Source organism: Candidatus Neomarinimicrobiota bacterium (assembly GCA_021157965.1).
Lineage (GTDB): Bacteria > Fidelibacterota > Fidelibacteria > Fidelibacterales > Fidelibacteraceae > Fidelibacter.
This window is the reverse complement of the sequence record JAGGVO010000012.1, coordinates 17,561-41,790: the sequence shown is the minus strand read 5'-3', so window position 1 is coordinate 41,790 and position 24,230 is coordinate 17,561. Positions and strand designations below refer to the sequence as shown.

Annotated in this window: 19 protein-coding genes; 11 read left to right on the top strand and 8 right to left on the bottom strand. The window is 44.8% G+C overall.

All coding sequences use genetic code 11. The features are described 5' to 3' along the window. Positions 1-6: 6 nt before the first annotated feature. Positions 7-846, bottom strand: coding sequence for a tol-pal system protein YbgF (gene ybgF / locus J7K63_01325; GenBank protein ID MCD6233665.1), 840 nt, complete (start codon positions 844-846; stop codon positions 7-9). Between the two features lie 90 nt (positions 847-936). Then, entirely contained in the window at positions 937-2,247 is a 1,311-nt protein-coding gene (locus J7K63_01320; GenBank protein MCD6233664.1) for a M18 family aminopeptidase, read from the bottom strand. Positions 2,248-2,383: 136 nt separating this feature from the next. Here J7K63_01320 and J7K63_01315 point away from each other — a divergent pair, with 136 nt between their 5' ends. The 9 genes from J7K63_01315 (at position 2,384) to J7K63_01275 (ending at position 12,660) form a co-directional block, all read left to right on the top strand. Further along, positions 2,384-4,204 carry a thioredoxin family protein gene (locus tag J7K63_01315; GenBank protein MCD6233663.1) on the top strand — a complete coding sequence of 607 codons (1,821 nt, stop codon included), beginning with the start codon at positions 2,384-2,386 and terminating at the stop codon, positions 4,202-4,204. Between the two features lie 144 nt (positions 4,205-4,348). Then, entirely contained in the window at positions 4,349-4,714 is a 366-nt protein-coding gene (sdhD, locus tag J7K63_01310) for a succinate dehydrogenase, hydrophobic membrane anchor protein (GenBank protein MCD6233662.1), read from the top strand. Beyond that, entirely contained in the window at positions 4,714-5,112 is a 399-nt protein-coding gene (sdhC, locus tag J7K63_01305; GenBank protein ID MCD6233661.1) for a succinate dehydrogenase, cytochrome b556 subunit, read from the top strand. The genes sdhD and sdhC overlap by 1 nt, the downstream gene beginning before the upstream one ends. 3 nt (positions 5,113-5,115) lie before the next feature. After that, complete coding sequence (locus J7K63_01300; protein MCD6233660.1) at positions 5,116-6,843, top strand: FAD-dependent oxidoreductase; 1,728 nt, start codon at positions 5,116-5,118, stop codon at positions 6,841-6,843. Between the two features lie 21 nt (positions 6,844-6,864). Further along, positions 6,865-7,596: a succinate dehydrogenase iron-sulfur subunit gene (locus J7K63_01295; GenBank protein ID MCD6233659.1), complete on the top strand. Its 732-nt coding sequence runs from the start codon at positions 6,865-6,867 to the stop codon at positions 7,594-7,596. Positions 7,597-7,657: 61 nt separating this feature from the next. After that, on the top strand, positions 7,658-8,989 hold the full coding sequence (locus J7K63_01290; protein MCD6233658.1) for an insulinase family protein: 1,332 nt from the start codon (positions 7,658-7,660) through the stop codon (positions 8,987-8,989). Further along, entirely contained in the window at positions 8,971-10,473 is a 1,503-nt protein-coding gene (locus J7K63_01285) for an insulinase family protein (protein MCD6233657.1), read from the top strand. Before J7K63_01290 ends, J7K63_01285 begins: the two co-directional genes overlap by 19 nt. A gap of 29 nt (positions 10,474-10,502) precedes the next feature. After that, entirely contained in the window at positions 10,503-11,870 is a 1,368-nt protein-coding gene (locus tag J7K63_01280) for an MmgE/PrpD family protein (GenBank protein ID MCD6233656.1), read from the top strand. 145 nt (positions 11,871-12,015) lie between these two features. Continuing rightward, on the top strand, positions 12,016-12,660 hold the full coding sequence (locus tag J7K63_01275; protein MCD6233655.1) for a hypothetical protein: 645 nt from the start codon (positions 12,016-12,018) through the stop codon (positions 12,658-12,660). Between the two features lie 76 nt (positions 12,661-12,736). Here J7K63_01275 and hemC read toward each other — a convergent pair whose 3' ends face one another. Both hemC and J7K63_01265 read right to left on the bottom strand, forming a co-directional pair. Next, complete coding sequence (gene hemC / locus J7K63_01270; GenBank protein ID MCD6233654.1) at positions 12,737-13,642, bottom strand: hydroxymethylbilane synthase; 906 nt, start codon at positions 13,640-13,642, stop codon at positions 12,737-12,739. A 625-nt stretch (positions 13,643-14,267) separates the two neighbouring features. Then, complete coding sequence (locus tag J7K63_01265; GenBank protein MCD6233653.1) at positions 14,268-16,733, bottom strand: AMP-binding protein; 2,466 nt, start codon at positions 16,731-16,733, stop codon at positions 14,268-14,270. Positions 16,734-17,015: 282 nt separating this feature from the next. Between J7K63_01265 and groL the strand changes: the two genes are divergently transcribed. Continuing rightward, the gene (gene groL, locus J7K63_01260; GenBank protein MCD6233652.1) at positions 17,016-18,698 is read left to right on the top strand and encodes a chaperonin GroEL; all 1,683 of its coding nucleotides are present in this window, start codon (positions 17,016-17,018) and stop codon (positions 18,696-18,698) included. 195 nt (positions 18,699-18,893) lie between these two features. On the opposite strand, the gene J7K63_01255 is transcribed toward groL, so the two are convergent. After that, entirely contained in the window at positions 18,894-20,063 is a 1,170-nt protein-coding gene (locus J7K63_01255) for a glycosyltransferase (GenBank protein ID MCD6233651.1), read from the bottom strand. Positions 20,064-20,065: 2 nt separating this feature from the next. Next, on the bottom strand, positions 20,066-21,157 hold the full coding sequence (locus J7K63_01250) for a hypothetical protein (protein ID MCD6233650.1): 1,092 nt from the start codon (positions 21,155-21,157) through the stop codon (positions 20,066-20,068). Between the two features lie 207 nt (positions 21,158-21,364). On the opposite strand from J7K63_01250, the gene J7K63_01245 reads away from it, so the two are divergent. After that, complete coding sequence (locus J7K63_01245) at positions 21,365-22,444, top strand: hypothetical protein (protein ID MCD6233649.1); 1,080 nt, start codon at positions 21,365-21,367, stop codon at positions 22,442-22,444. Between the two features lie 213 nt (positions 22,445-22,657). On the opposite strand, the gene J7K63_01240 is transcribed toward J7K63_01245, so the two are convergent. Further along, on the bottom strand, positions 22,658-23,098 hold the full coding sequence (locus tag J7K63_01240; GenBank protein MCD6233648.1) for a CpXC domain-containing protein: 441 nt from the start codon (positions 23,096-23,098) through the stop codon (positions 22,658-22,660). A gap of 6 nt (positions 23,099-23,104) precedes the next feature. Beyond that, positions 23,105-24,178, bottom strand: a complete 1,074-nt coding sequence (locus J7K63_01235; protein ID MCD6233647.1) for an aspartate--ammonia ligase — start codon at positions 24,176-24,178, stop codon at positions 23,105-23,107. Positions 24,179-24,230: the final 52 nt, after the last annotated feature.

The following is a 24,230-nucleotide window of genomic DNA, read 5'->3' as shown; positions in this document are numbered from 1 at the left end:
TCACTCTTATTGTAATTGTGTTAACATTTCCTGTGCTTTTTGGTAGTATTCACTGTAGGGATAATGAGAAATAAGCCGTTCAAATTCCTCTTTGGCTTTTTCTTTCTGTCCCAGTTTCAGATAACAGTAACCCAATTTCAACTGGGCGTCGTCATATTTTCCTTTTTGTGTGAAGGTGAATACTTTTTCAAATTCCACAAGTGCCCGTTGGTAGTCGCCTTTCATATAATACGTTTCCGCAAGCCAGTACTGGGCATTGTCTGCCAGTTCATGATCCGGATTGGTCCGCAACAGATCTGAAAACATTTCGATGGCTTTGTCGTACTGTTTATTCTGAAAATTACTGAGGCTTCTCACATAGTCTTCTTTAAAGACTTCGGATGTCCTTCGCCCCGGATGAGCCGCTGCCGCGGCAAGGGCTGGAGCAGGCGCCGACTTCAGCGTTTCTTTTAATTCATTGATTTTGTTTTTCAGGTATTGGATGTCTTCCAGAATGCTGTAATTGACACTGTCGATGAAAGCAGCACTCTGCTGAAAGTTCATTTCACTCGATTTAAGCTGCTTCAGCTCTGCTGCCAGACTATTCTGGCGGATATTCAAGGCTTCAATTTGAGAATTCAGTTTTTTGACTTCTTTGATTACTGTTTCCAGATCACTCCGGGATACGGGCGTACCGGGACCGGTCTCAATTCCTTCTACTTTGCTCTTGACCAGTTCGAGATCCTTGGTTAGAGCATCAATCTTTTCATGTGCTGCCTCATCCGTCAGGTTTTTCGGGCCTGAACAGCCGAAAACAAAGAGTGCAGATAGGATGGCACTCATGATGATAACAGTTCTGCCTTTCATAATAAGCCCTTTTTTATATAGATGTTATTCCACTTAAATAATTTAAATTATTCTGATTAAAAGAACAATGAAAAAGCGGGACAATCTGGTTCATCCGCTATAGATCAAAAACTTTGACAGAATTGCCGTTATGCCGTGGATATCATCAATGCCGGCCATTTCACGGACAGAATGCATGGAAAGCATACCGATGCCGGCATCCAGGGTTTTTAAGCCAAGCCGGGCAGAGACCAGGGGGCCGATTGTTGAACCGCAAGGGAGGTCGGACCGGTGGACATAGGTTTGGACCGGCACACCGGCGTCCCGGGCAATTTCCCTGAAGAGGGCGGATGTATACAATGAGGTGGCATAACGGTTTTGGGCATTCACTTTTAATGCCGGTCCCCGGTTCATGTATACCGGATGGGCCGGTTCATACAGTTCGGCATAATTGGGGTGAATGGCATGCACGCCGTCGGCTGAAAAAAGAATGGATTCCGACAGACTTCGCAAAAAGGATTCACGATCCATGCCGCAACTCAGCCCCAGACGTTCCAGTATGGATCCCAGAAAAAAAGAATCTCCGCCTTTAAGTGTTTTAGATCCGGTTTCTTCGTTGTCGAAACACACGACAAGTGCATTGTATTCAGGGACTGTCCCCGTATCAGGCAGAGCCTGGGCGGTTGCATAGCACATGGTCAGATTGTCAATCCTCCCGGAGAGCAGAAATTCTTCATCAGGACCGCCAAGCAGGGCAGGTTGGGTATCATACAACTCAAGTTGGAAATCCACGATGGACCGGGGATCTTCCCCGATTTCCCGCCCAAGCCAGCGGATAAATGCCGGTCCGTCAAATACCTGATTCGGATCATCCATTTTGAAAAGGGGTACAAGCTGAGTCTGCTTATTTAGTTTCAATCCCTCATCATTTACCTGGCGATTCAAATGAATGGCTGCCGAGGGTATACGGAGTACCGGTTTTTGACACCGCCATAAACGGGTGATTATTTTGCCTGATGTCTCCCTCAAAAGAATTCTGCCTGCCAGGGATAAATCCCGGTCCGTCCAGCTGGACAGCAAAGGGCCGCCATAGACTTCGGCGCCCAGAAGAACAGTTCCCTGTTTTACATGTACCGCATTGGGCTTCAGACGAAAACCGGGGGAATCGGTATGGGCCGCGGCAATATTCCATCGTTGTTTTTCAATCGCTTTTTTACCTATCATACCTGCAATAAATCCTGTATCCTCACGGATCAGATAAAAGCCTTCTCCGGGCTCCAGAGACCAGCGCTCATCTTCCCGGATTTCCCGATACCCTTTTTGTTTTGCGATTTTTTTCAGTTCATTCACAGCATGGGAAGCCGTGGGAGATTCGTTCATAAACTGTATAAGGTTCAGATCTTTCATTTTTTTTGCTGTCATGATTTTGTATCCTTTCTTTAGTGGATCAATATTTTTGAAATCTACATGCTTTTTACATGAATCTCAAAAAGAGACTCCATATTTTCTGTAACGTTTTTTGCCGGAAACTGACAAAAAATCCAAAAACGAGGTTTTCATGAAAAGGGTATTGCGCATATTTTTTCCTCTCTTATTCATCACGACAGTGCTGTTTTCAGCTGTTCCGGATAAATTAGTCCGCCTGCAGAAACATGAGGTGCATCCGGGGCAGGAGGATGGGACGGCTTTTGTGGCGCTTCATTTTTTGATTGAACAAGGCTGGCATATTAACAGCCACGATCCTCTGGATAATTATTCCATCCCGGCCCGTATGACTTTGCAAGATAATCCTTATTTTTCATTAGTGAGCGTGCAGTACCCTGAAGCCCACCTGGTTAATCTTGAATCCCTGGGTGGAAAAAGCTCTGTTTATGACGGGACGCTTGTCATTGGATTGCACCTGAAAGAAAAGCAGCCTTTGTCGAACAAAACCACACTGACAGGAACCCTTTCCTACCAGGGTTGTGATAATGAAATGTGCCTTATCCCCATGGAATCTACATTTACTGTGTCACTGGACCCCGAAGTTCTGAGCAGGGCGATTCCTGTTGAATCTGAAATAACTGTTCAACCCCAGGCAAATAAAGAGGATGCTGCAAAGGATTCGGAACCTGTGCAAAACACCGGGAAACGGACTGCCGAAACTGAATCTGTTATGACAGATAGTGATTTTAAAGCAATCGGAAAAGTTAATCCCCTTGCTTCGCGGAATTTTTTCTGGGTATTGGTCCTGGTGTTTTTAGGTGGACTGGCTTTGAACCTGACGCCCTGTGTATATCCGCTGATACCGGTGACAATCAGTTATTTCGGATCTCAGAAGGCAAAAGGAAATGTTCTTATCCTGGCACTTCTCTATGTATTGGGTATGGCTGTTACCTACTCGGTTCTGGGGACTGCTGCGGCCCTTTCCGGAAGCCTGTTCGGTTCCCTGATGACCAGTCCTGTTGTCCTTATCCTGCTGGCACTGCTGATGCTGGTTCTCTCGTTGAGCATGTTTGGTTTTTATGAATTCCGGCTGCCCTATGCTTTGACCCGGCTGGGAGGCGGAAGCCGATCCGGTTATGCAGGTTCTCTGATGATGGGACTCACCATGGGTATTGTTGCTGCTCCATGTATCGGTCCTTTTGTGATTAGCCTGCTCACCTATGTGGCAGCTTCAGGCAGTGCCCTTACCGGATTCCTCCTCTTTTTTACCATGTCTCTTGGCCTGGGGATTCCCTATATCTTCCTGGCCATGTTTTCGGCAAAACTGGACGCCCTTCCCCGGTCCGGAGAATGGCTGAATGGTGTTCGCATCTTTTTTGGTCTGGTTCTGATCGGTATGGCGATCTGGTTTATTCATCCCCTGCTGAACCCGCCCTTTTCCCGGATTCTGCTGCCGTTGTACCTGATTCTGGCAGGGATTTATTATGCAGTATTTAACCAGGCAGGCGAAACATCTACCGGGTTCCGGAAAATCAAGTTGATTCTTAGCCTGATAGCTGTTATGACGGGTACATGGATGATTAAACCGGATGCAGGTGCACAAACAATTCCGGACTGGCAGCCTTACACGGATACTGTCCTGGCACAGGCCGACGAAGAGGATCGCTATGTGATGATCGATTTTTATTCGGATAGTTGTATTCCCTGTAAAGAGCTGGATGCCATTACATTCCGGCATCCAGGGGTCGTTGAGGTGTTAAATGGTTTTACCGTTGTCAAGGTCGATCTCACGCGCGGGGGTGAAAATCTCATTGAAGCGTATGATATCAAAGGATTTCCCACTGTCGTGTTTCTGGATCCCGACGGACGTGAGCTCCGGGATTTCCGGCTCCTGGGTTATGAAAAACCCGACGACTTCCTGAATCGCCTTAAAACGCTGATAAACCAGAATTAAGCATGTTTCCAAATATTCTGATATAGATTCTTGCTTTATGTTTTTTCAGTATTAAAGAGCTTTTCCATGATTCTTTCTGAGAAACTTTGTACTTTATAAACAGCTAAACAAAGTTGGAACCGGCTATCAAAAAGGGGAAAAATCGTGGGGAAACTCATTCGAAACATCAGTCCGGCTTTTCACTGGTACATGCAAAGAATCTCCGCCATGATTCTGGTGGCAGGACTCTTTATTCATTTCTGGGTATTGCATTTTGCCATAGAAAGACCGGTCACTTTTGAAAAAGTTCAGGACAGACTCTTATCGCCCGGTTGGGTTTTTTTTGATATTGTGTTGTTAACAGCCGTCATTTATCACGCTTTCAACGGATTGTACAATGTAATCAGCGATTATAATCCCCGGCCGGTATTGAAAAAAATCATCGCCTGGACATTAACCATTGCAGGTGCCGTCATTGTCTTTTACGGTATACTGGCCATCTTACCCTTTACACGGCAGGGAGGTGTATGATGCCCAACCGGAAACCGGGTTTTCTGAAAGAGTGGATACTGAATTTCAATTGGGGCATGCTTGCCTTTGTCTTCCATCGGATTACGGGTCTGGCCTTGGTCCTTTATATTATTTTACACATCTACAGTGTGGGGCATTCCCTGGAAGGCGGTGATTCCTTTAACCAAATGATGGAAGGATATAATACACCAGTCGGGCATGTACTGGAATACTTTCTGCTTCTGGCCGTTTTATGGCACATGTTCAACGGGATCCGTATTACAGTTACAGATTTTCTTCGTTTTTCCCATAAACAAAAAGTGTTAATTCTCTGGGTGTTTATATTTAGCGGTGCGATTGCACTGGCTTCCCTTTTTCGTTTTATTCCCGAATTGAAAGTCCTGTTTGGAGGAAGCTGAGTTATGATTACATCTGATGTTATTGTGGTTGGAGCCGGATTGGCAGGATTACGGGCGGCTTTAGAATTGAATCGTCATAACGTGAAAGTTGCCGTGGTGACGAAAGTCCACCCGGTTCGCTCCCATAGTGTGGCAGCCCAGGGAGGAATCAACGCCGCTTTGAGCAATCATCCCCGCGGAAAGTTTGACAGCCCCGAGCTCCATGCTTTCGACACAATCAAAGGCAGTGATTATCTGGCCGATCAGAAAGCCGTATTGAAAATGACCACTGAGGGTATTGAACGGATATACGAGCTGGAACACTGGGGGGCACCTTTCAGCCGTACGGAAGACGGGCGTATCGCTCAAAGACCTTTTGGAGGAGCTGGTTTTCCCCGGACCTGTTATGCAACGGATAAAACCGGGCACGTGCTTCTTCATACCCTTTATGAACAGGCATTGAAGTTTGAAGCCGCCAGTGAACGGGCGGATATGCAGATTTTTGATGAGTGGTTTGTTACCCGTTTGATTGTGCATAACGGCACGGCAAAGGGTGTGATTGCCCTGAATATTAATACCGGTGAATTTGAAATATTTGCCGGTCAGGCCGTGATCTGGGCTACAGGTGGATCTGGACGCGTCTTCGGTCGGACCAGCAATGCTTACATCAATACAGGCTGGGGAATGTGTGTCCCCTTTTATGAGGGTGTTCCCCTTAAAGATATGGAATTTATTCAATTTCATCCCACTGAACTCTACACCAATAATGTACTTATAACCGAAGGCGCCAGGGGAGAGGGAGGCTTTCTCCTGAACAACAAGAAAGAACGTTTTCTGGCGAACTACGAGGATTCGGCAAAGGCCATGGAAATGGCACCCAGGGATATTGTTGCCCGGAATATGCAGCGTGAAATTCTGGCAGGCCGGGGTGTTGAAGGGAAATATATTCACCTGGATCTCCGGCACCTGGGGAAAAAGAAAATTCTCGAAAGGCTTCCGGGTATTCGTATGCATGCCATCCATTTTGCCGGCGTGGATCCTATTGACGAACCCATTCCCGTCGCACCGGGACAGCATTATACCATGGGCGGGCTGGATGTAAATCTCAACACCGAATCGAAAATCAAGGGATTTTTTGCTGCAGGTGAATGCGCATGTGTCAGTGTGCATGGATCAAACCGCCTGGGAGGAAATTCACTCCTGGAAACAGTCGTTTTCGGGAAAATTGCCGGCGAGTATGCTTCCGCTTATTTCAAAGACGGGGGCGGAGAGGATGTCCCGGTAAGTTTCCTGAATCAAATTCTCAGGGAAGAAGAAGATAAAATAGAACAGCTTCTTAAATCCAAAGGAAAAGAAAAACATTCCGCCATCAAGCATGAACTGGGCGAAGCAATGGATTCCGGCGCCGGCATTTTCCGGGAAGCCCGGACGATGAACGCTTCATTGGAAAAAGTAAAAGAACTCAAGGAAAGATATCGGCATATCGGTTTGAACAGCAGCGGACGGATTGCCAACTTTGATTTGTTATGGGCACTACAGCTTAAAGGAAGCCTGGATCTGGCAGAAGTGATTCTCCGTGGCGCTATCAACCGTCAGGAAAGCCGCGGTGCACAGTTCCGGACCGACTATCCCATGCGGGATGATAAAAATTGGATGAAACATACCATTGCAAGCTGGAAAGACGGGACGGTGCACCTTGGTTATTCCTCTGTGGACTTATCCCTGTATAAAGCAAAAAAACGTCATTATTAGTAGATCTTACCGGAGATAAGCATGGCTGATTCAAAGATATTTAAAATATTTCGTTTTAACCCGCAAACGGACAAAAAACACCGTTTTGATACATTTAAAGTCCCCTGCCGCCCGGGTATGACGGTTCTGCAGGCTTTGAACTATATTCAGGAGAATCTGGACGGTTCCCTGGCTTACCGTTCATCCTGCCGGGAAGGTATCTGTGGATCCTGTGCCATGCATATCAACGGGAAATACCGCCTGGCCTGTGAAACACAGGTGAGCCATTTAGGTTCTTCCATAACGATTCGTCCCATGGCGCACATGGACATCATTCGGGATCTGGTTGTGGATATGACACCTTTTTTTGAAAAGCTCAAGGCCATAAAACCCTATTTGATCCCCGGAGATCCCGATGAGGGGGCGGAACGGATTCAGACACAGGATGAACGCGCTTATCTTGATTATATAGTAGATTGCATTCTCTGCGGTGCCTGTTATGCCTCCTGTGCCGTCAATGGGTATGATGATGAATATCTCGGGCCGGCAGCTCTGGCCAAGGCAAACCGTTTTTTAATGGATTCACGGGATAAGGCCGATGAACAACGGCTGGCACTGGTTTGCGATGAACACGGTGTTTTTCGCTGCCATACTCTTTTTAACTGTCAGACGGTGTGTCCTAAAAATGTGGACCCCACGGCGAATATTGCCAATCTCAAACGGCAGATTATTGCCCGGCAACTCAATCCAAAGTTTTCCAAAAAAGGGATCTAACCGTCCCTTTTAATACCGGAAAATCTTTCTTTTTATTTTAACAGCTTGTATTTTTCAATTGATGAAAAAAAACTGCAAACTAAGCATAGCAATTCTTTTTGGACTCTGTTTCACGGTCTTGCCGTTGAATGCCACTTTTTTCCCCTATCTTATGTATGAAAAACAGTTGCCGAATCAAATGCGGATTGTTGTGATTCCCATCCGGGATGCACACACGGTGAGTTTTGCCACCCTGATTCGAACCGGATCAAGGAATGAAACAGATAAAGGATATACCGGATATGCCCACCTGCTGGAACACATGATGTTCCGGGGATCGGAAAATTATTCTACTGAAGACCGGGTGAATATTTTGTATCGGTACGGTGGGGACAGTAACGCTTATACATCCATGGATTATACATGTTATACTGTCAGTTGCGATCCGGCCGGCTGGGAAGATGTCCTGGCTCTTGAAGCAGATCGCTTGATGCGGCTCTCCCTGAAAAAGGAGGATTTTAAAGCTGAAACCGGTGCCGTCATCGGTGAATTCAATATATCCGAAAAATATCCGAATAATCGTATGGATAATGCTCTGCAGGCCTGCATGTTTCAGGGACATGCCTATGAACATTCGGTGATCGGATATCGGGAAGATGTGATGAATATGCCGGATGAGTTTGAATATATCCGGGATTTCTATAAGAAGGAATACAGGCCGGATAAAACCATCATGTTCATTGCCGGAAAAATTGACAGACCGGGTGATGTTCTGTCTAAAGCCGGAGATCTTTTTTCCGGATGGGCTTATGAATCTGCACCCCTTCCATCAGTCAGGGCTTCCCTGACACCCGTCAGTTGTCAGGACACCCTGTATGATGCATCCATCCCTGCTCCGAGAGTAAAAATCGCCTGGAAAATTCCCGGCTATTCACAGGATCGTCTGGCCCACATTGCAGCCCGGATTTTGGCTGAACACTATTTTTCCGACAATTCCCCCCTGATGATTAAACTCAGGGATGAGAAAAAGTGGATTTCCTCGGGGAGTTACAGTGTGCCCTTCACTGTTGATCCCTATTGGATTTCCCTGGATCTCGTGCTGACCGAAGAAGGTGTGGGTGCTGCCGTGGGTGACTATATTCTCGGCATTTTTCAGGACAGCCGGTATACTTTGAAAGCCGGAGAACTCGAAAGCCTGAAAAAAAGGCAGTTCTACAGGACCCACATGCAATTAAGTTCGCCTGCTTCTATTCTGGGGGTGCTAACCGGTTATGCACATATCAAAGGGGATCCACAGGAAATTAACCACTATTTTCTGGCTCTTGAACGACTTGAAATTCTGGATGTCCGCCAGTTCAAAGAAAACTATCTGACACGGAGGAACCAATCCGAATTATGGATGTTCGCTCGGTAAAAAAAATCCTGCTCTCCGGGTTATTCCTTATCCTGATTGCCGGCTGTGCCCGGGAAATACCGGCGTGGTATACATATATCCCCCATGAAAACAGTCCGGTGGTATCCATCAGTCTCCGTTTTGACACCGGTTCAGCCATAGAGCCTGAGGATAAAAAGGGCATTTCACGCCTGACCATGATGTCGGTACTGGAACATTCTACAAAACAGACTCCCAGAAGCGAGATTCTGAAAGAAATAAACGAACGGGCCATTTCGGAACAGATCATTGTAGATACTGATGTATCAACCTTTCTTTTCCGTTTGCACAAGGATCATGTGGATGCATGGCTTTCACTGCTTGAACAACGGTTTCGTTTTCCGGCGTTTGCGGAACATGAGGTGGGTCTTCTCATCCGTCAGGAAAAAGAGCGACTGGAAAATAAAATACTGTACCGGAGTGAGGATTTTTCGAAAGATGTGTTGGTGGAAAAGCTTTTCAGCGGGCATCCTTATGCCGGCTTGCCTGGCGGTTATCCTTACACCCTGAAGAAACTTTCCGGAGAGGATTTGAAAACGTGGTGGGAACGGTCATTTTCCGTGAACAATATGCAAATCGCCGTTTCCGGACCAATCAACCCTGATCAGCAGGATAGATTGATTGAAATCCTTTCGGGATTTCATCCCCGGACTCATCCGCCCGTACCTGAACTCCCCCGGCCTGTCCTCCCTGATACAATCCACTATATTCTTATCGATAACGGATCGGATGTTTCGGCTGTTTCTCTTGGATGGCTTCTGCCTTTTAACCGTTCCGACAGGGAATTTTATCCTTTCTGGATTTTTAGCTCCCATTTGGGAGAACACAGGACCTTTTACGGGCATTTGATGAAAGAACTGCGTGTCAAACGGGGATTTAATTACGGGGATTATGCCTATGGCGAGCACTTCGTTCAGAATCATTACTCAGTATTTCCCCAGCCGGGACATCCCCGCATGTATCAGTATTTCAGTATTTGGATTCGTCCCCTGAAAAATCAGAATGTCCCCTTTGCACTCCGATTGGTCCTCAATGATCTGAAAACCTTCCAGGAGAAAGGTTTGGACAGCCTTGCTTACTGTCAAACGAAGGAATTTCTCAAATCATATATCAATTTATATGCCCGAAACCAGGCGGATTACCTGAGTTTTTCCCAGGATTATGCATATTATGGACTTGATGATTTTCCGGCTTCAGCCATTCAATGGCTGGATTCCACGGATTATCGTACGGGACGGGAAATGATAAAGAATGCCATAGATCTCCATAGGATGGTTGTTGTTGTGGTTGGTGGTGATACGGATTTACTTCAGAAAATCCTGACTGGAAATCTGCCGGCTTCCCCCTTGTATACAACCCGGCCTGCCGTGGATGTTTTAAAACGGGATCAGGAAATTGAAGCATTTCTTTTACCGCCTGGTGTGATAGAACGGTATGGGACTCTGGATTTTTTACAGAAACGTTAATTAAAGACTAAAAAGAAGGGGTATTTTCTATGACCGACGTGATCAGTCGCAGGATTGCACGCTTTGCAGTAAACCTTAAGTATGAAGACCTTCCGGAAGAAGTGGTCGGGCAGGCCAAACGGTTTATTTATGATTCTGTGGGATGTGCCCTTGGCAGCATGAAAACACGTGATGTAAATATCATACGGGATCTTTTTCTTGAGATGGAAGGAGAACCCGAATCGACGGTATTGGGGTTTGGGGATAAGCTGCCGGCTGTCAATAGTACATTGCTCAACTCACTCATGATCCGGGCCCTGGATTTCAATGACATATACTGGAAAGAAGATCCGTCCCACCCCTCAGATCTGATCCCGGCAGCCTTGGGATTGGCGGAAAAAGTAGATGCTTCAATGCAGGATGTTATTGTTGCCATTATCCTGGCCTATGAGTTTGAGCAACGCCTGTGTGAGTGGGCAAAACCGGGAGTCCGTGAACGGAAATGGCACCATGCCACACTGACTCAGCTCGTATCACCTGTTGTAGCAGGAAAAATTCTGGGACTCACCGAGGATCAGATGGTACATGCCATTGGGATTAATGCATGTCACAACCATACCATCGGATGTCCGACTGCAGGAAAACTGACGATGATGAAGAATACGGTTGATCCCATGGCTGTGCAATCGGGCGTGTTTGCCGCCCTGATGGCTCAAAAAGGGTATACGGGTACTGAAGCTATCTTCGAAGGGAAAGAAGGTTTTCGGGATGTGTACGGACCTTCCTGGGATGATGCAGTTCTGACGGAAGGGCTGGGGGAATCTTACCGGATTATGGAATGCAGCATGAAAGCCTTTCCAACCGAAGCGCTGACCCATACCCACTTATCTGCCGCGATTAAAATTGTCACTGAAAATGATATTTCTTATGACCGAATCAGTGATGTGGTTATCACAACGATTGCCAGAGCCTGCGATATTTTGTTTGACCCCCATAAATACAGACCGGAAAGCAGGGAAACGGCAGATCACAGCCTGCCGTACTGCATAGCCAGGGCTTTAATCGATAAAAAAATCACAACAGAGAGTTTTTCTGACGAAAAATTGAAAGATCCAAGATTGTGGGAAGTGATTGACAAAATCAAAGGTGAAGCCTCGGTTGAATTTGAGAAGATGTTCCCTGCGAAACAACCGTCTAAAGTCCGGATTACCCTGAAGGACGGACGTGTCTTTGAGCAATACCTGGAGTATCCCAAAGGGGATCCCCGGGAACCCATGACGGTACAGGATCTGAAAAACAAATTTGCCGCGTTAGCAAAGCCTGTAGCCGGCGAAACAAAAATTAATAAAATAACCCAGGCCATTTTTTCCTGTGAGATGATGTCTGCCCGGTCATTCATGTGTGAAATGACCCTCTGATTTGATTTAAATCACAGAAAAGATGGAAAAAAGAAGCATAAATATAAATTTTCTGTTGACTGAACTCTTAATATTCAATATGTTTCTATGAATCATGGTAAAAAATCATGAAAAGTAGCAAATCAAAGTTGGAGGTGTATATAAAATGAAACGAATGCTCGTAGTTTTACTTGGTGTGCTTTTTGCATCCTTTACACTGCTATCAGCACAGGATGTAGTTGCTGAAGAAGTTGAAGAGGTTGTAGAAGCTGTTGAAGAAGAGGTTGGGGGCAATATGGGCCATGACCTGGTTTTGGGCTTGAATGGCGGAGCCATGATTCCTTTTGGGCAGAATATTAAAGACGTGTTTGGTATGGGTATTCCTGTATCCTTGAATGCACAGATTCCTAAACTGGTGAATATTCAGGACCTTTGTGTGTATGCCGGCTTGAATCTGGGTTATTTTATGGCTGCTGCAGATGTGGGCGATGACCTGAGTGGTATTGTTGTAGCCCCCTACGGCGGCCTGGATATGTCCAAATTTATGCCTGCCAATATGAAATTGGCTGTTGAACTGGGTGTAGGCGGTTACTTTTTAACCCGGACAGACAGCTATGCCGGTGCCGGTATCAATGGTGCCGTAGTGGCAGGATATGATCTGAATGATGTGGTTGAAAATCTGGGAGTTGTTGTAAAACTGGGCGGTCATGAAATTTTGACCGGTCCTTCCAAAGATGCCGACGGCACCATGGAATGGCTGGATGTCCGCCTTGGAGTGGAATATAAGCTGCCAGAGGTTTTTCCTTTCTAGCGGTTAATAAGAGTCATGACGAAAAAGGGCTTCAATTGAAGCCCTTTTTTGTATGCTTGTGTTTTGTTTCAGTGATTTACCAGTCTGTAACCTTTTCGCTTTTAAATGAGTCCACCAGATCTGTGATCATTTTTTCTGCTTCTTCCGGGTTCCCCTTTTCAGTTTTTTTCAATGAATGTTCCCCTTCCGGAGAAGCAACAAAAACCACCATTTTCATGTCTTTATCTTCCATCCGGACATTGGCTCCGATGATCAGCCGGTCGTTTAACCGGTATAAATCCCGGTAGATTTTCCGTTCCAGGCTTACACAGGTATTGGTCTCCGTATCAAGGATAGGTTCCAGCAGTTCACGGATTTTGTCGTTATAGCTGGAGATTTCAATGCCAATGGCTCCCTGTCCGATCGAAGGAACAAAGGATTCCACATCAAAGGTAACCACGTGAATCTTTTGAACAGTTGTTCGCTCAATATTCACATACTCTGTAATCAATCCGTCCCATTTCTGGTTTTTTAATTTAAAAATCCGGGAGTTGAAATGTCCCTGTAAACCAACAAAACGGGTTTTGGGATATTTTTCATGGAATTGGATTCGGCGGAGGATATTGCTTGTAGCAATGACAGGCGAAGCGGGAAGCTCTTCCAGGTCGGACCATTTGTAGCTGACGAAAGCTTCCTCGGCAGACTGACGTTTGGGATATCCGGCCAGGATGAGTCCCGGCGCCAGGGAAATGTCGATGTTCAGTGCATTGTGTACCGCCATCTGAATCTGATCATTCAATAACTGCTGCTCAAGTTCGGCTGTAAATAAACCCCTGCGGTCAAGATTGGATAAAGGATATTCACTTAACTGGTCTCCACGCGTCTTGATGATCTTCATCCGGATATTCAATTCAGGATAATGATCCTTTAAGAGCTGCTTGATGTGATTTGCCTGCCAGATGGACAGACGGTCACCCCGAGTTCCAATGATTAATTCATCCATCGATACTCCTTTTTATAAAAGATAGCATAATAATAAATGGGTACTTGAATCGGGCCTTCATCATATTTTCGTCTTGTCATGGGCGTGAAATGTATTATACTGCGTTATTAACTGAGTCTAAATATAATTTCCCAGACTGACAAAATCAATAGTTTAATATATTAAAAATTATTGATTAAGATGTCACGTGAAATGGCTTCGTCATTTTATATATCAGGCATTGCTCTTTAAAGGAACAGCATTGCAATTTCATTCTCTGTAAAAAAGCAGTTCATTATGGCATCATAAGATATCCGTAAAATATTGCTTATCACATGGGATCTGGCCGCAGCCTGTTCCCTCAGGAGTACGCGACATTTGTATTTTTTGTAGTTGATAGATAGTGCATACCTCCGGAATTACATGTAGCACCAGGCTATCAGTTTACGAGCCAAAGTGATTTTCCTCTCTCTTATCCGGGCAACTGTTACTTATTCAGTCTTTTATGTTGTATAACATGAATTATTGCGATTTATTCTGCTCCTGACAGCGACTCTCCTGTCTGTCCGGATTTTTATGTTTAAAACACTGACCCGGGATATGACCGAATGAGATTATCCGGAAACGCAGGTATATTTAAACGACATCAGGATTTTAATGCATCGGCAATTTTATTTTTCACCGTTTGGGCCAATTCGTCATATTTATAATTTTCGGGATATATCGGCGGGAGAAAATCCACATGGATTTCCTTAAACAATTTTGGAATTTTTGTACCGGTTGGAAAAGCTTCGTAGGCTCCGCTGATTGCCACGGGAACGACCGGGACCCCCATTTCACAGGCGAGGATGGCAAAGGTTTTCTTGAATTCCATCAGTTTCCCGTCCCGGGTACGGGCTCCTTCAGGAAAGATAATGATATTATTACCCTGACGAATAACTTCCGCCATTTTTTGGATGGATCCTTTCAGATCTTTGTTGATATCCACCACAATGATATTGTTTGTATCGGCCAGTTTCTTAACCCAATTCTTGCGGACATGCTTTTCCGTGGCATAAAAATAAGTTTTCCGGGAAATGTAATCGGAAAGAAAGACACTGACAAACATCCCGTCCAGAAAACTCTGGTGATTGGGAGCAATAATAAAGGGAGGGTCGGGCAGATTTTCTATTCCGGATGCATGAAGGTGAAAATAAAATTTAAAAAGCAAGTTTGCCGAGTTCCGGATAATTCCGTGGGTGGAACCTGTTTTCGGGAGGGTTAAATCCACTTTTTCCCGGAGAATATGTCCCCAGTCCGTTGTCCGGGTGTTTATACGGGTTCGCTTTTCTCGTATGTAATCCGAAAGTTGTTTAACAGTAGGAAGACGAACAAGGCGGTCTTCCTGAATATCCACTCCAAAAGTGTTTTTTATCCAGGCTTGGAGGCTGACCTTATCCAATGAATCCATTCCCAGATCCAGCTCCAGATGGTCTCCGGGATAGATGTCCCGGCGTTCTTTCTGTTGCATTAAAAACTCTTTGACAAGCTGGTACTCGTGAAAATCCGGTTCCTCACCCTCCGGCTTCCTCTCAAGAGTTTTCCGGGCTTTGGCCAGGGATTCAAGAACGAAACGCTTAATTTTACCCAGACGGGTGCGGGGAATTTCTTCCTGAATGATGGTGAAACCACTGATGCGTTTAGCCGGAGATGCATTCCTGTTATACAGATCAATGGCTTCCCATCGAATCTGCTCTTCAATATTTACGGCATTAACATTCTTCAGGCGCTCAAAATCCGGATATATCACGGCCTGCAGCTTGTCATCCGCCATAAAAACACCCACATCTTTAATCAGGTCAGAGGCTTCCAGAATTTTCTTTTCAATAACCTCCGGATTAATGTTTTTTCCATTGGGTAAGACAATAATTTCTTTCAGTCTGCCTGTAATGTATAAGTATCCTTTTTTGTCCACATGCCCCATATCTCCGGTGTGAAGCCATCCATCCCGGATGACCTTTGCAGTTGCTTCCGGATTTTTATAGTACCCTTTCATGACATTCCGGCCCCGAACTATGATCTCATTATCTTCTGTGATCTTCAATGTCAGGGTGCTGGTCACAAAACCCGTGGTTCCCGGTTTGGATTTTCCGGGATGAGGAAAACTGATAAGGGGACCGCATTCCGTCATGCCGTATCCGCTCAGGATTTCAAATCCCAATGCCCGGAAATCTTCATCAATGCTTTTATCAAGGGCTGCTCCACCGCTGATAAGATATTTGATATTTCCTCCAAAACGCTCGTGAACCTTCTTGAAGAGTTTTCTGGAAAGACTGGGAGACTTAATCTTCTTTGCCAGGGCGAAGATTTTTTTTGCCACACCGCTGCTGTTGATTTTGTTCATGATACCTTTATGCAGCAGGGTATAAAAACGGGGGACCCCTAAAATCATGGTTACCCGGTTTTTCTGAAGGGTTTCCAAAATATCCTCACTGTTCAACGAAGGACTGAAAACGCAGGTCATTCCGGAATAGAGAGGGGCAATCAGAGTTCCCATCAGGGGAAATGTGTGGTGGAGGGGTAAGAGGACAAGAATGGATTCCTCTTCTTTGTAAATGGGGATACCTACTGCAACGCTTTCGATATTGGCTAAGACATTATCAAAAGTCAGCATCACACCTTTTGGAGACCCTGTAGTGCCCGAAGTATAAATCAGCAGGGCCACTTTATCGCCATCCTGATCCGGAAATGTCCGTATTTCCGGAAGAGTTTCTGCCACGGTTTCCTTTGCGTGGATTAATTGCGGTTGTTTCTTTAAACCTTTTACCGCTTTATTCACCGTTTTACGGGTTTCATCACTATAAAAAAGAACTTCCGGCTCACAATCTTCAAGGATATACCGGACTTCATCGGCGGTGGATAAATAATCCACGGGTACGGCAATGCTCCCGTGCATCCAGGCGGCGTAAAAAGCATAAATCCATTCCGGCCTGTTTTCCATAAAAATCACAACCTTTTCAGGATTTATCTCAGCAAGTCGTTGCGAAACAGCTCCGATCCGTCCCATGAGCTCGGAATATAAAATGGTTTCTTCTTTATAAATAAGTGCCGGTTTGTTTAACTGTCTGATCATTGGAAAAACTCCTCTGATGGTTGTTACACCTTTTTTGATATACTGACAAGTGTTCAAAAATGAACTTAAGGATATTTTTTATGTCTTTTAGGAAAAATTTAGGAAAATGCTTGAAACTTTTTTTTTTATTTTCGTAAAATTAGCACTCGAATGATAAGAGTGCTAAAAAATGAAAAAAAAGAAGAAGAAATTCGGTCTGTCAAAACCAAATGTAACAAAAAAAGGGCTTAAGCACTAATCATTCGGGAAAACCTACGAATTAAAATGAGGAGGAACGAGTAGATGTCAAAAATCATTGAGTACGATGTCGAGGCACGGGCAAAGTTAAAAGCCGGTGTTGATATTTTAGCGAATGCGGTAAAAGTCACGCTGGGTCCAAAAGGCCGGAACGTTGTACTGCAGAAAAGTTTTGGTGCGCCAACTGTCACCAAAGATGGTGTATCCGTCGCCAAGGAAATTGAGCTGGAAGACAATATTGAGAATATGGGTGCCCAGATGGTGAAGGAGGTGGCTTCCAAAACCTCCGATGTGGCGGGTGACGGAACCACAACAGCAACAGTCCTGGCCCAGGCAATCATCGACGAAGGCCTGAAGAATGTCACTGCCGGAGCCAATCCCATGGAATTGAAACGTGGTATTGATCTGGCAGCAGCAAAGGTTGTTGAAGAGCTGGAAAAAATGAGTCAGAAGGTGGATGACTCCTTCGAAAAAATTGCTCAGGTAGGAACCATTTCGGCCAATAACAACCGGGTTCGCATATTGAAAAAAACAGCAGACAAGGAAGAGATTATTGAAAAGCCCATTGGTGATATTATCGCCGAAGCCATGAGTAAAGTGGGAACGGATGGTGTGATCACCGTTGAAGAGGCAAAGAGCGCCCTCACTTCCGTGGATCTGGTGGAAGGAATGCAGTTTGACCGGGGATACATCTCTCCTTACTTTGTTACCGATTCTGAAAGTATGGAAGTGGTTCTGGAAGATGCATTCATCCTGATTCATGATAAAAAGATTTCAGCCATGAAAGATTTTCTCCCCATTCTGGAGAAAACATCCCAGACTGGAAGTCCTTTGCTGATTATTGCTGAAGATGTGGAAGGGGAAGCCCTGGCAACCCTGGTCGTGAACAAACTCCGCGGGACCCTCAAAGTGGCTGCAGTCAAAGCTCCCGGTTTTGGGGACCGCCGTAAAGCTATGCTGGAAGACATTGCTATCCTGACAAATGGAACCGTGATATCTGAAGAACAGGGTTACAAACTGGAAAACGCCACGCTGGAGTATTTGGGACGTGCAAAACGAATCACCATTGACAAAGACAATACAACTATCGTGGAGGGTGCCGGAAAACATGAAAACATCCAGGCCCGCATCAATGAAATCCGGACCCAGATTGAAAAAACCACATCTGATTACGACCGGGAAAAGCTCCAGGAACGCCTGGCGAAACTTTCCGGAGGTGTAGCGGTGTTGAATATCGGTGCGGCTACTGAAGTGGAAATGAAGGAAAAGAAAGCGCTGGTGGAAGATGCTCTCCATGCTACCCGTGCTGCCGCTGAAGAAGGAATCGTTCCCGGTGGTGGTGTAGCTCTGTTGCGCGCATCCAAAGCATTGGACGAAGTTAAAACAGAACGGTCGGATGAAAAAGTTGGTGTGGATATTGTCCGCCGGGCATTGGAATATCCTATCCGCCAGATTGTGAAAAATGCGGGACTTGAGCCGGCGATTGTGATTAAAGACGTTCTTGAACATAAAGATGATTACGGCTTTGACGCCCGCGAGGAACGCTATGGCTCTATGTATAAGTTCGGTATCGTGGATCCGGCTAAAGTAGCACGGACTGCTGTTCAGAATGCTGCATCCATCGCCGGGCTCCTGCTGACTACCGAAGCAGTTGTCGTGGATAAGAAAGAAGAAAAAGAAGATACACCTCCCCAGATGCCAGGCGGCATGGGCGGAGGAATGTATTAATAGAGTTATAAGTGCTGAGTATTGAGTACTGAGTACTGATTTGTTTGGAGGGCGACAATTGTCGCCCTCTTTTTTTTATGCTGCCTCTTTTTATATTCTTTTCATAACAAGGACCAATGAGAAAAATTTTAAAGTATTATGTTTTTAAATTCTGTAATAATCACTGTCCTTCAATCTTAACTTGTAAATTTTAAATTATGTTTTGGTCTTTATTGATGGGAGAGATATTTTTTCCGCGAGTTTAAGATAAGCCTGGCAAACCTGCTCAGATGTAACCAAATATTTTACTGCACGTGCTGCAGAAGCTTGTTTCATCTCTTCCAGTTTTTGAGGATTTTTTTTCAGTTCGGCTATAAAATTCGCCCAATCTTCCGGTTTATCCGGTGAAAAATAACGGGCAGCAGAGCCACATACCACATGGGCAAAATCCATGTCCGTCGTCAGAATGGGTTTGTGAAAATGCAAAGCTTCCAGATAGGAAAAACTCTGACTTTCCAGAATGGATTGGACGATCACTGCCTGGCTGTGGTGATAAATATCCTCCAGGCATTCCGTGGGAACAAAGCCAAGATTATCAAAGTATTCTGAAACGGGAGCCTGGGAGATTTTTTTCAAAAAACGTGCCCCGCGTACATCATGGGACGGGTCGAGTGTTATTAAAAATTTGACCTTTGAAACGTTTATTTTAAACAAATTGTGGGCAATCTTTTCCAGCAATTCAAGATTTTTATGAGGGTAATATCGGGTAGGACTGAACAGGTAGAGTGTATCTTTTTCATAGGGATAGGGAAATGAGCGTGCCGGTTCCGGTGTGATGGGTATGGCTGAGTGGGGAATCACGTGAACTGCTTCGGGTTTGATGTATCGTGCATGGTATTTAATCAGTCTGTCTTTTGAAACCGGTGTTTGTACCACGGTCATTGCTGATCCTCTCAGGGTCATCCGGAAACAGATTTTTTCCAGGATTTTCCGGAATTTTTCCGCCTTTCCGATCATGCGGTAGTAAGCCGATTCAGGATAAACAAAGTGAGGATGGTGGAAAAGGAGGAGATGGGGTACTGGCGGGAAAAAAGTGCTGATATTGGTCAGGCTGATCAGTACATCTGCTTTGAATGATCGGATGTACCGGGGAAGCAGGATATTGTCAAACCAAAGGCGACTGAGGAAAGATGTTTTCCGATGTGGTTTCCGGATGACGGTAAAAGGGATATGACTTCTTTCCAGGATATAATCAAAACCTTTGTCTGCCGGAATGATAATCAGGTAATCATGTTCGGGGTGGTTTTCAAGACTCAGAAGCAGATTTTTGGCAATTCTGTTCCCGCCACCCGTGTGCAGACTTACCATGTTGAAAGCAATGCGCATGATCAATCTCCGATAAAACCGGCTTCCCGGTAATATTGATACAGTTTTTCCCTGACGCTGTTTACACCGTGTGTTTTACGGACCCAGGCTTTTCCCTCCGCACCCTTTTTCAGGATTTTTTCCGGATTTCGAATAAGATCTGCCAATTGTTCATAAAGGTTTTCGCTGTTGATATTCACAAAAGGATGATCGGGAATAAAAGCTTCATACTCCGGCAGCATATTGGTACAGGTGCAGATTCCCATACTGAGGGACTCTACGGAGTTCATGCCGTATCCCCATCCCCCGGTATTGGAAATCTGGTCTATATTGATATCGCATGTCGCCTTAATTGCCATGGCCTGATCGTGGGGAACTCTTTCCAGTAGAATGAATTCCACATTGAAATCTTTTTCAAGTTGTCTGCAGACTTCAATAATGCGCTCCGTTCCCTTGAAATACCGGTTCATGGTCATGTGAAGGATTCGGAGAGGCGTATTTACACTTTCTTTCTGATGAAATTGTTCCGTGTCGTAGGGTAAGAAAAGATATTTCATCCCGGGATAACGGGGAAGGAGATCCAGTTCATTGGTCAAAACAAGGTCGCTTAATTCATCCATTTTGGGCAGGACCCCCCGGTTTCTTAAATCTATGCCATGATAGTGGGTCACAATGTGTTTTCCGGCCCTTTTCAGACGCTCGGCGAAACGGCAATCCCGGTAAAGATCCAATCCCCATTCAAAATGGTAGATGTCAAAATCTTCCAGCCCGTGAAGCCGGATGGCTTTTTCAATTCGTCTCTGCCACAGACGGTCACGCATCTTGAAATACAAGGCTTCAACTTTGTTGGCCGGTGTCCACCAGGGTGGATTCCCCGGCCTTTCCACATCCGGATCCCGTTGATACCAGCGGGTTTGGAGCTTCCTGCGAATTTTCAGATACCAGTTCTGATTGGTAATTAAAGGAAGGTCAAGACAGATATCCTCCGGAAAATCCAAAATCGTGTGAAACATGGTCACATAACGGCAGCTGTTCCCCACCGTTTCATGGGCCTTTTTCCAGGTGCTGAGCAAACCGACTATGTTTTCCGGTGAGATATACAATATTTTTGTCATACAGCCGGAAATTAACAGTTTATAAACGATTAATCGAGGAGAATTGAATCTTTACCCAAATCTTCAGGTTGGGACACATCTGAATGTTTGAATACATTTTTTTATTTTCTAAAAAGAATGAACACTTTAAATTATAACAATTAATTTTCACTCAACCTTGAATTGTTTATCAGCGCATGCCGGTATATCCTGTAAACGGAGATCATAATGAAACTCATTAAACGAATAGTGATATTTTTCTCTCTCTTTGTCCTTTATATTATTTTTAAGGAATTTCTTCATCTTTATACCATGCTGTATTCAGTACATCCCGCCGCGGCTTGGGTATTTATGTTCGTTATCGCTGCATTTTTTATCTACTTTATGCTAATTCCCCTCTTCCGGATACTCAGTATACCTGCTGCTTACGGTCCGGTATATGATCCGCGTCAGGAAACACGACTGATTGCCAAACGGATGGAGCGTTTTCGCAAGAACAAATATCTGATACACAACGGCATTGATTTATCCGCCTTGAAAAATGATAAGGAAAGTTATAACCGGATCATACGGGAAATGGAAAAGGGAGTGGATCAGCTTCGGAGAAAACATATCCCACAACTGTTTTATTCAACGACAATTGCCCAGAACGGTTTCCTGGATTCCCTGTTGATTATTTCTTCATCTATCCATCATATTAAGGAAATCTTTATTCTGTATAATGGCCGGGTATCTAATAAAGACCTTCTGATTATTCTGAAAAAGATTTACCTGGCAATGGCTGTCGGAGGTTCCGAAGCGGCGGAATATGCCACACAGGAAATTTTTTCCCGATTTGCTACGGATGGAATGAAAGCAATTCCCTTTTTCAATAAAGTCTCTGCCTCCCTGATTGACGGATATGTCAATGCCGTGATGTTGACACGGATTTCTTATATAACAGAAAACTATTGTAAGAAAACGGTGATAGCTTCTGATAAGGAGTTGTCTCCGGATCCGCACTTTGTCTTTAACTCTGCAAAAAATATTACCAAAGATATCCGGGATAAAATATTCGGAGCACTCAGGCGGAAAGCAGGGGAAAAACTGTCCAAAGCCATAACCCCTGTCACCGATATGTTTCAGAAAACACTGGAATGGATCAGTCCGAAAGAAATCGACCCTGACAATCAATATGCTTTGGAAATCCCGTCAGGATATGGGAACACATCCTTTCGCTATGGATTCCAGAAACTCATCCTGAGTTTTAAGAAGAAAGATCTGGATAAGCAGGATAACATGCATGCAACATTAGACTTAAATAAATAATATAACGATAAATAATTTGTCTGTTCAGCAGCTATTTATTCACATTAAATTATATAAATAATAATATAATCTTGACGTTTTTCTCCGAACAGTGTATCTTACCCCCCGGGGTGGGGGGCAATACTCAAAAATATTCGAATGAAATAATATATCAAATCCATTAAGATTGTTTAAAAGATCTGATTCATCATTTCATGTGGCGCCTGGAAGTGTTTACCGCTTTGACGCGTCCACTTTTTTTTGACGCTGTTCAATGAATAATTGTTCACGGAAACGAATGTAAAGGATCAGTTCCGGCATGGTGAAAGTTACATGAATATTATTCAAATATGCGGGCATATTTTCCCGTTGTTTTTCTGGAATGGGAAGCGTAATACGTCCTTCAGCATCGAATTGATCGAAAAAATGAGTCTCTTTCATGCTCTCCGGCGGGTAATACTGGGCAATAATTTTCCGGTCAGGATCGTGATATAAAAGGGATGAGGGGACCATGGAGCGGGTCCCGCATTTGGGGCATTCAAAGACGTTTATTTTCCCGTTTAAAACATCTTCGCGTGCTTGGGGATTTTCGGCCGTATTAATGCTTTGCCAGACGTCGTATGGACTTTCAGCGCCACACTCCGGACAGGCCAGCAACATGGTTGTTTTAGTCATAATGTCTCACAATAAATGGATGTTATGATCTCTACAGATTTTACGGATTTCATCCGGCCATATAGATGAATGGACTTCTCCGATATGGACTTTTCTGAGGAAAAACATGCAAAGGCGGGATTGACCAATGCCTCCGCCAATGGTTTGTGGAAGTTCTCCATTCAGCAAGCGTTTATGGAAATAGAGTTTTGTCTTATGCATTTCCTTTTTTTGCTTCAACTGGCGTAACAGAGCTTCCCGGTTTACCCGGATGCCCATAGATGAGAGTTCCATAGCGGTATCCAGAATCCGGTTATAAATGATGATATCCCCGTTTAGTCCGGGATGCCCGTCCTCAGCCGGTGTGGACCAGTCGTCATAATCTGCTGCCCGCCCGTCATGGGGTTTACCATTGCTCAAAGGAGCACCAATTCCCCGGATGAAAATGGCTCCGAATTCTTTGGCCAGGGCGGTTTCCCTTTCTTTCGGACATTTGTCCGGATAACGCTGTAACAAGGCTTCTGCCGTGATAAAATGGATTTTTTCCGGTAAATAAGGCTCAGGCAATCCGGGATAGTGTTCACAGACAATTTTTTCCGTATCCCGAATAACGGTATAGATTTCCTGAACGATATATTCTAAAAATTTACTGTTTCTTTCATCCTCCCCCATGATGCGTTCCCAATCCCACTGATCAACGTAAAGGGAGTGAAATTTATCCGGTAGTTCATCAGGACGTACGGCATTCATGTTCGCGTAAAGACCTTCCCCCGGTTCGAAATCGTAATCAGCCAGAGCCATTCGTTTCCATTTTGCAAGCGATTGGACAATTTCACCTGTTTCACCGGTGGCACCCAGAGGAAAGGATACCGGGCGCTCGATACCATTCAGATCATCATTGATTCCCGAATTGGCATAGACCATGATGGGAGCTGATACCCTGCTGAGATTCAATGCCTTTGCCAGACCTCTCCGGAATGTTTCCTTGATAAGATCTATGGCTTCCTGTGTTTTTTTCAGATCTAACGGACTTTCATAATGCTCGGGGATGGTTAGAAAATCTGTCGTCAGATCAATATGTTTTTTCTTTTGTTTCAGCATCTCTTTGTTCTGTTTGTCAGCGCAAAACCTACAAATATCTATTAAACGGAAA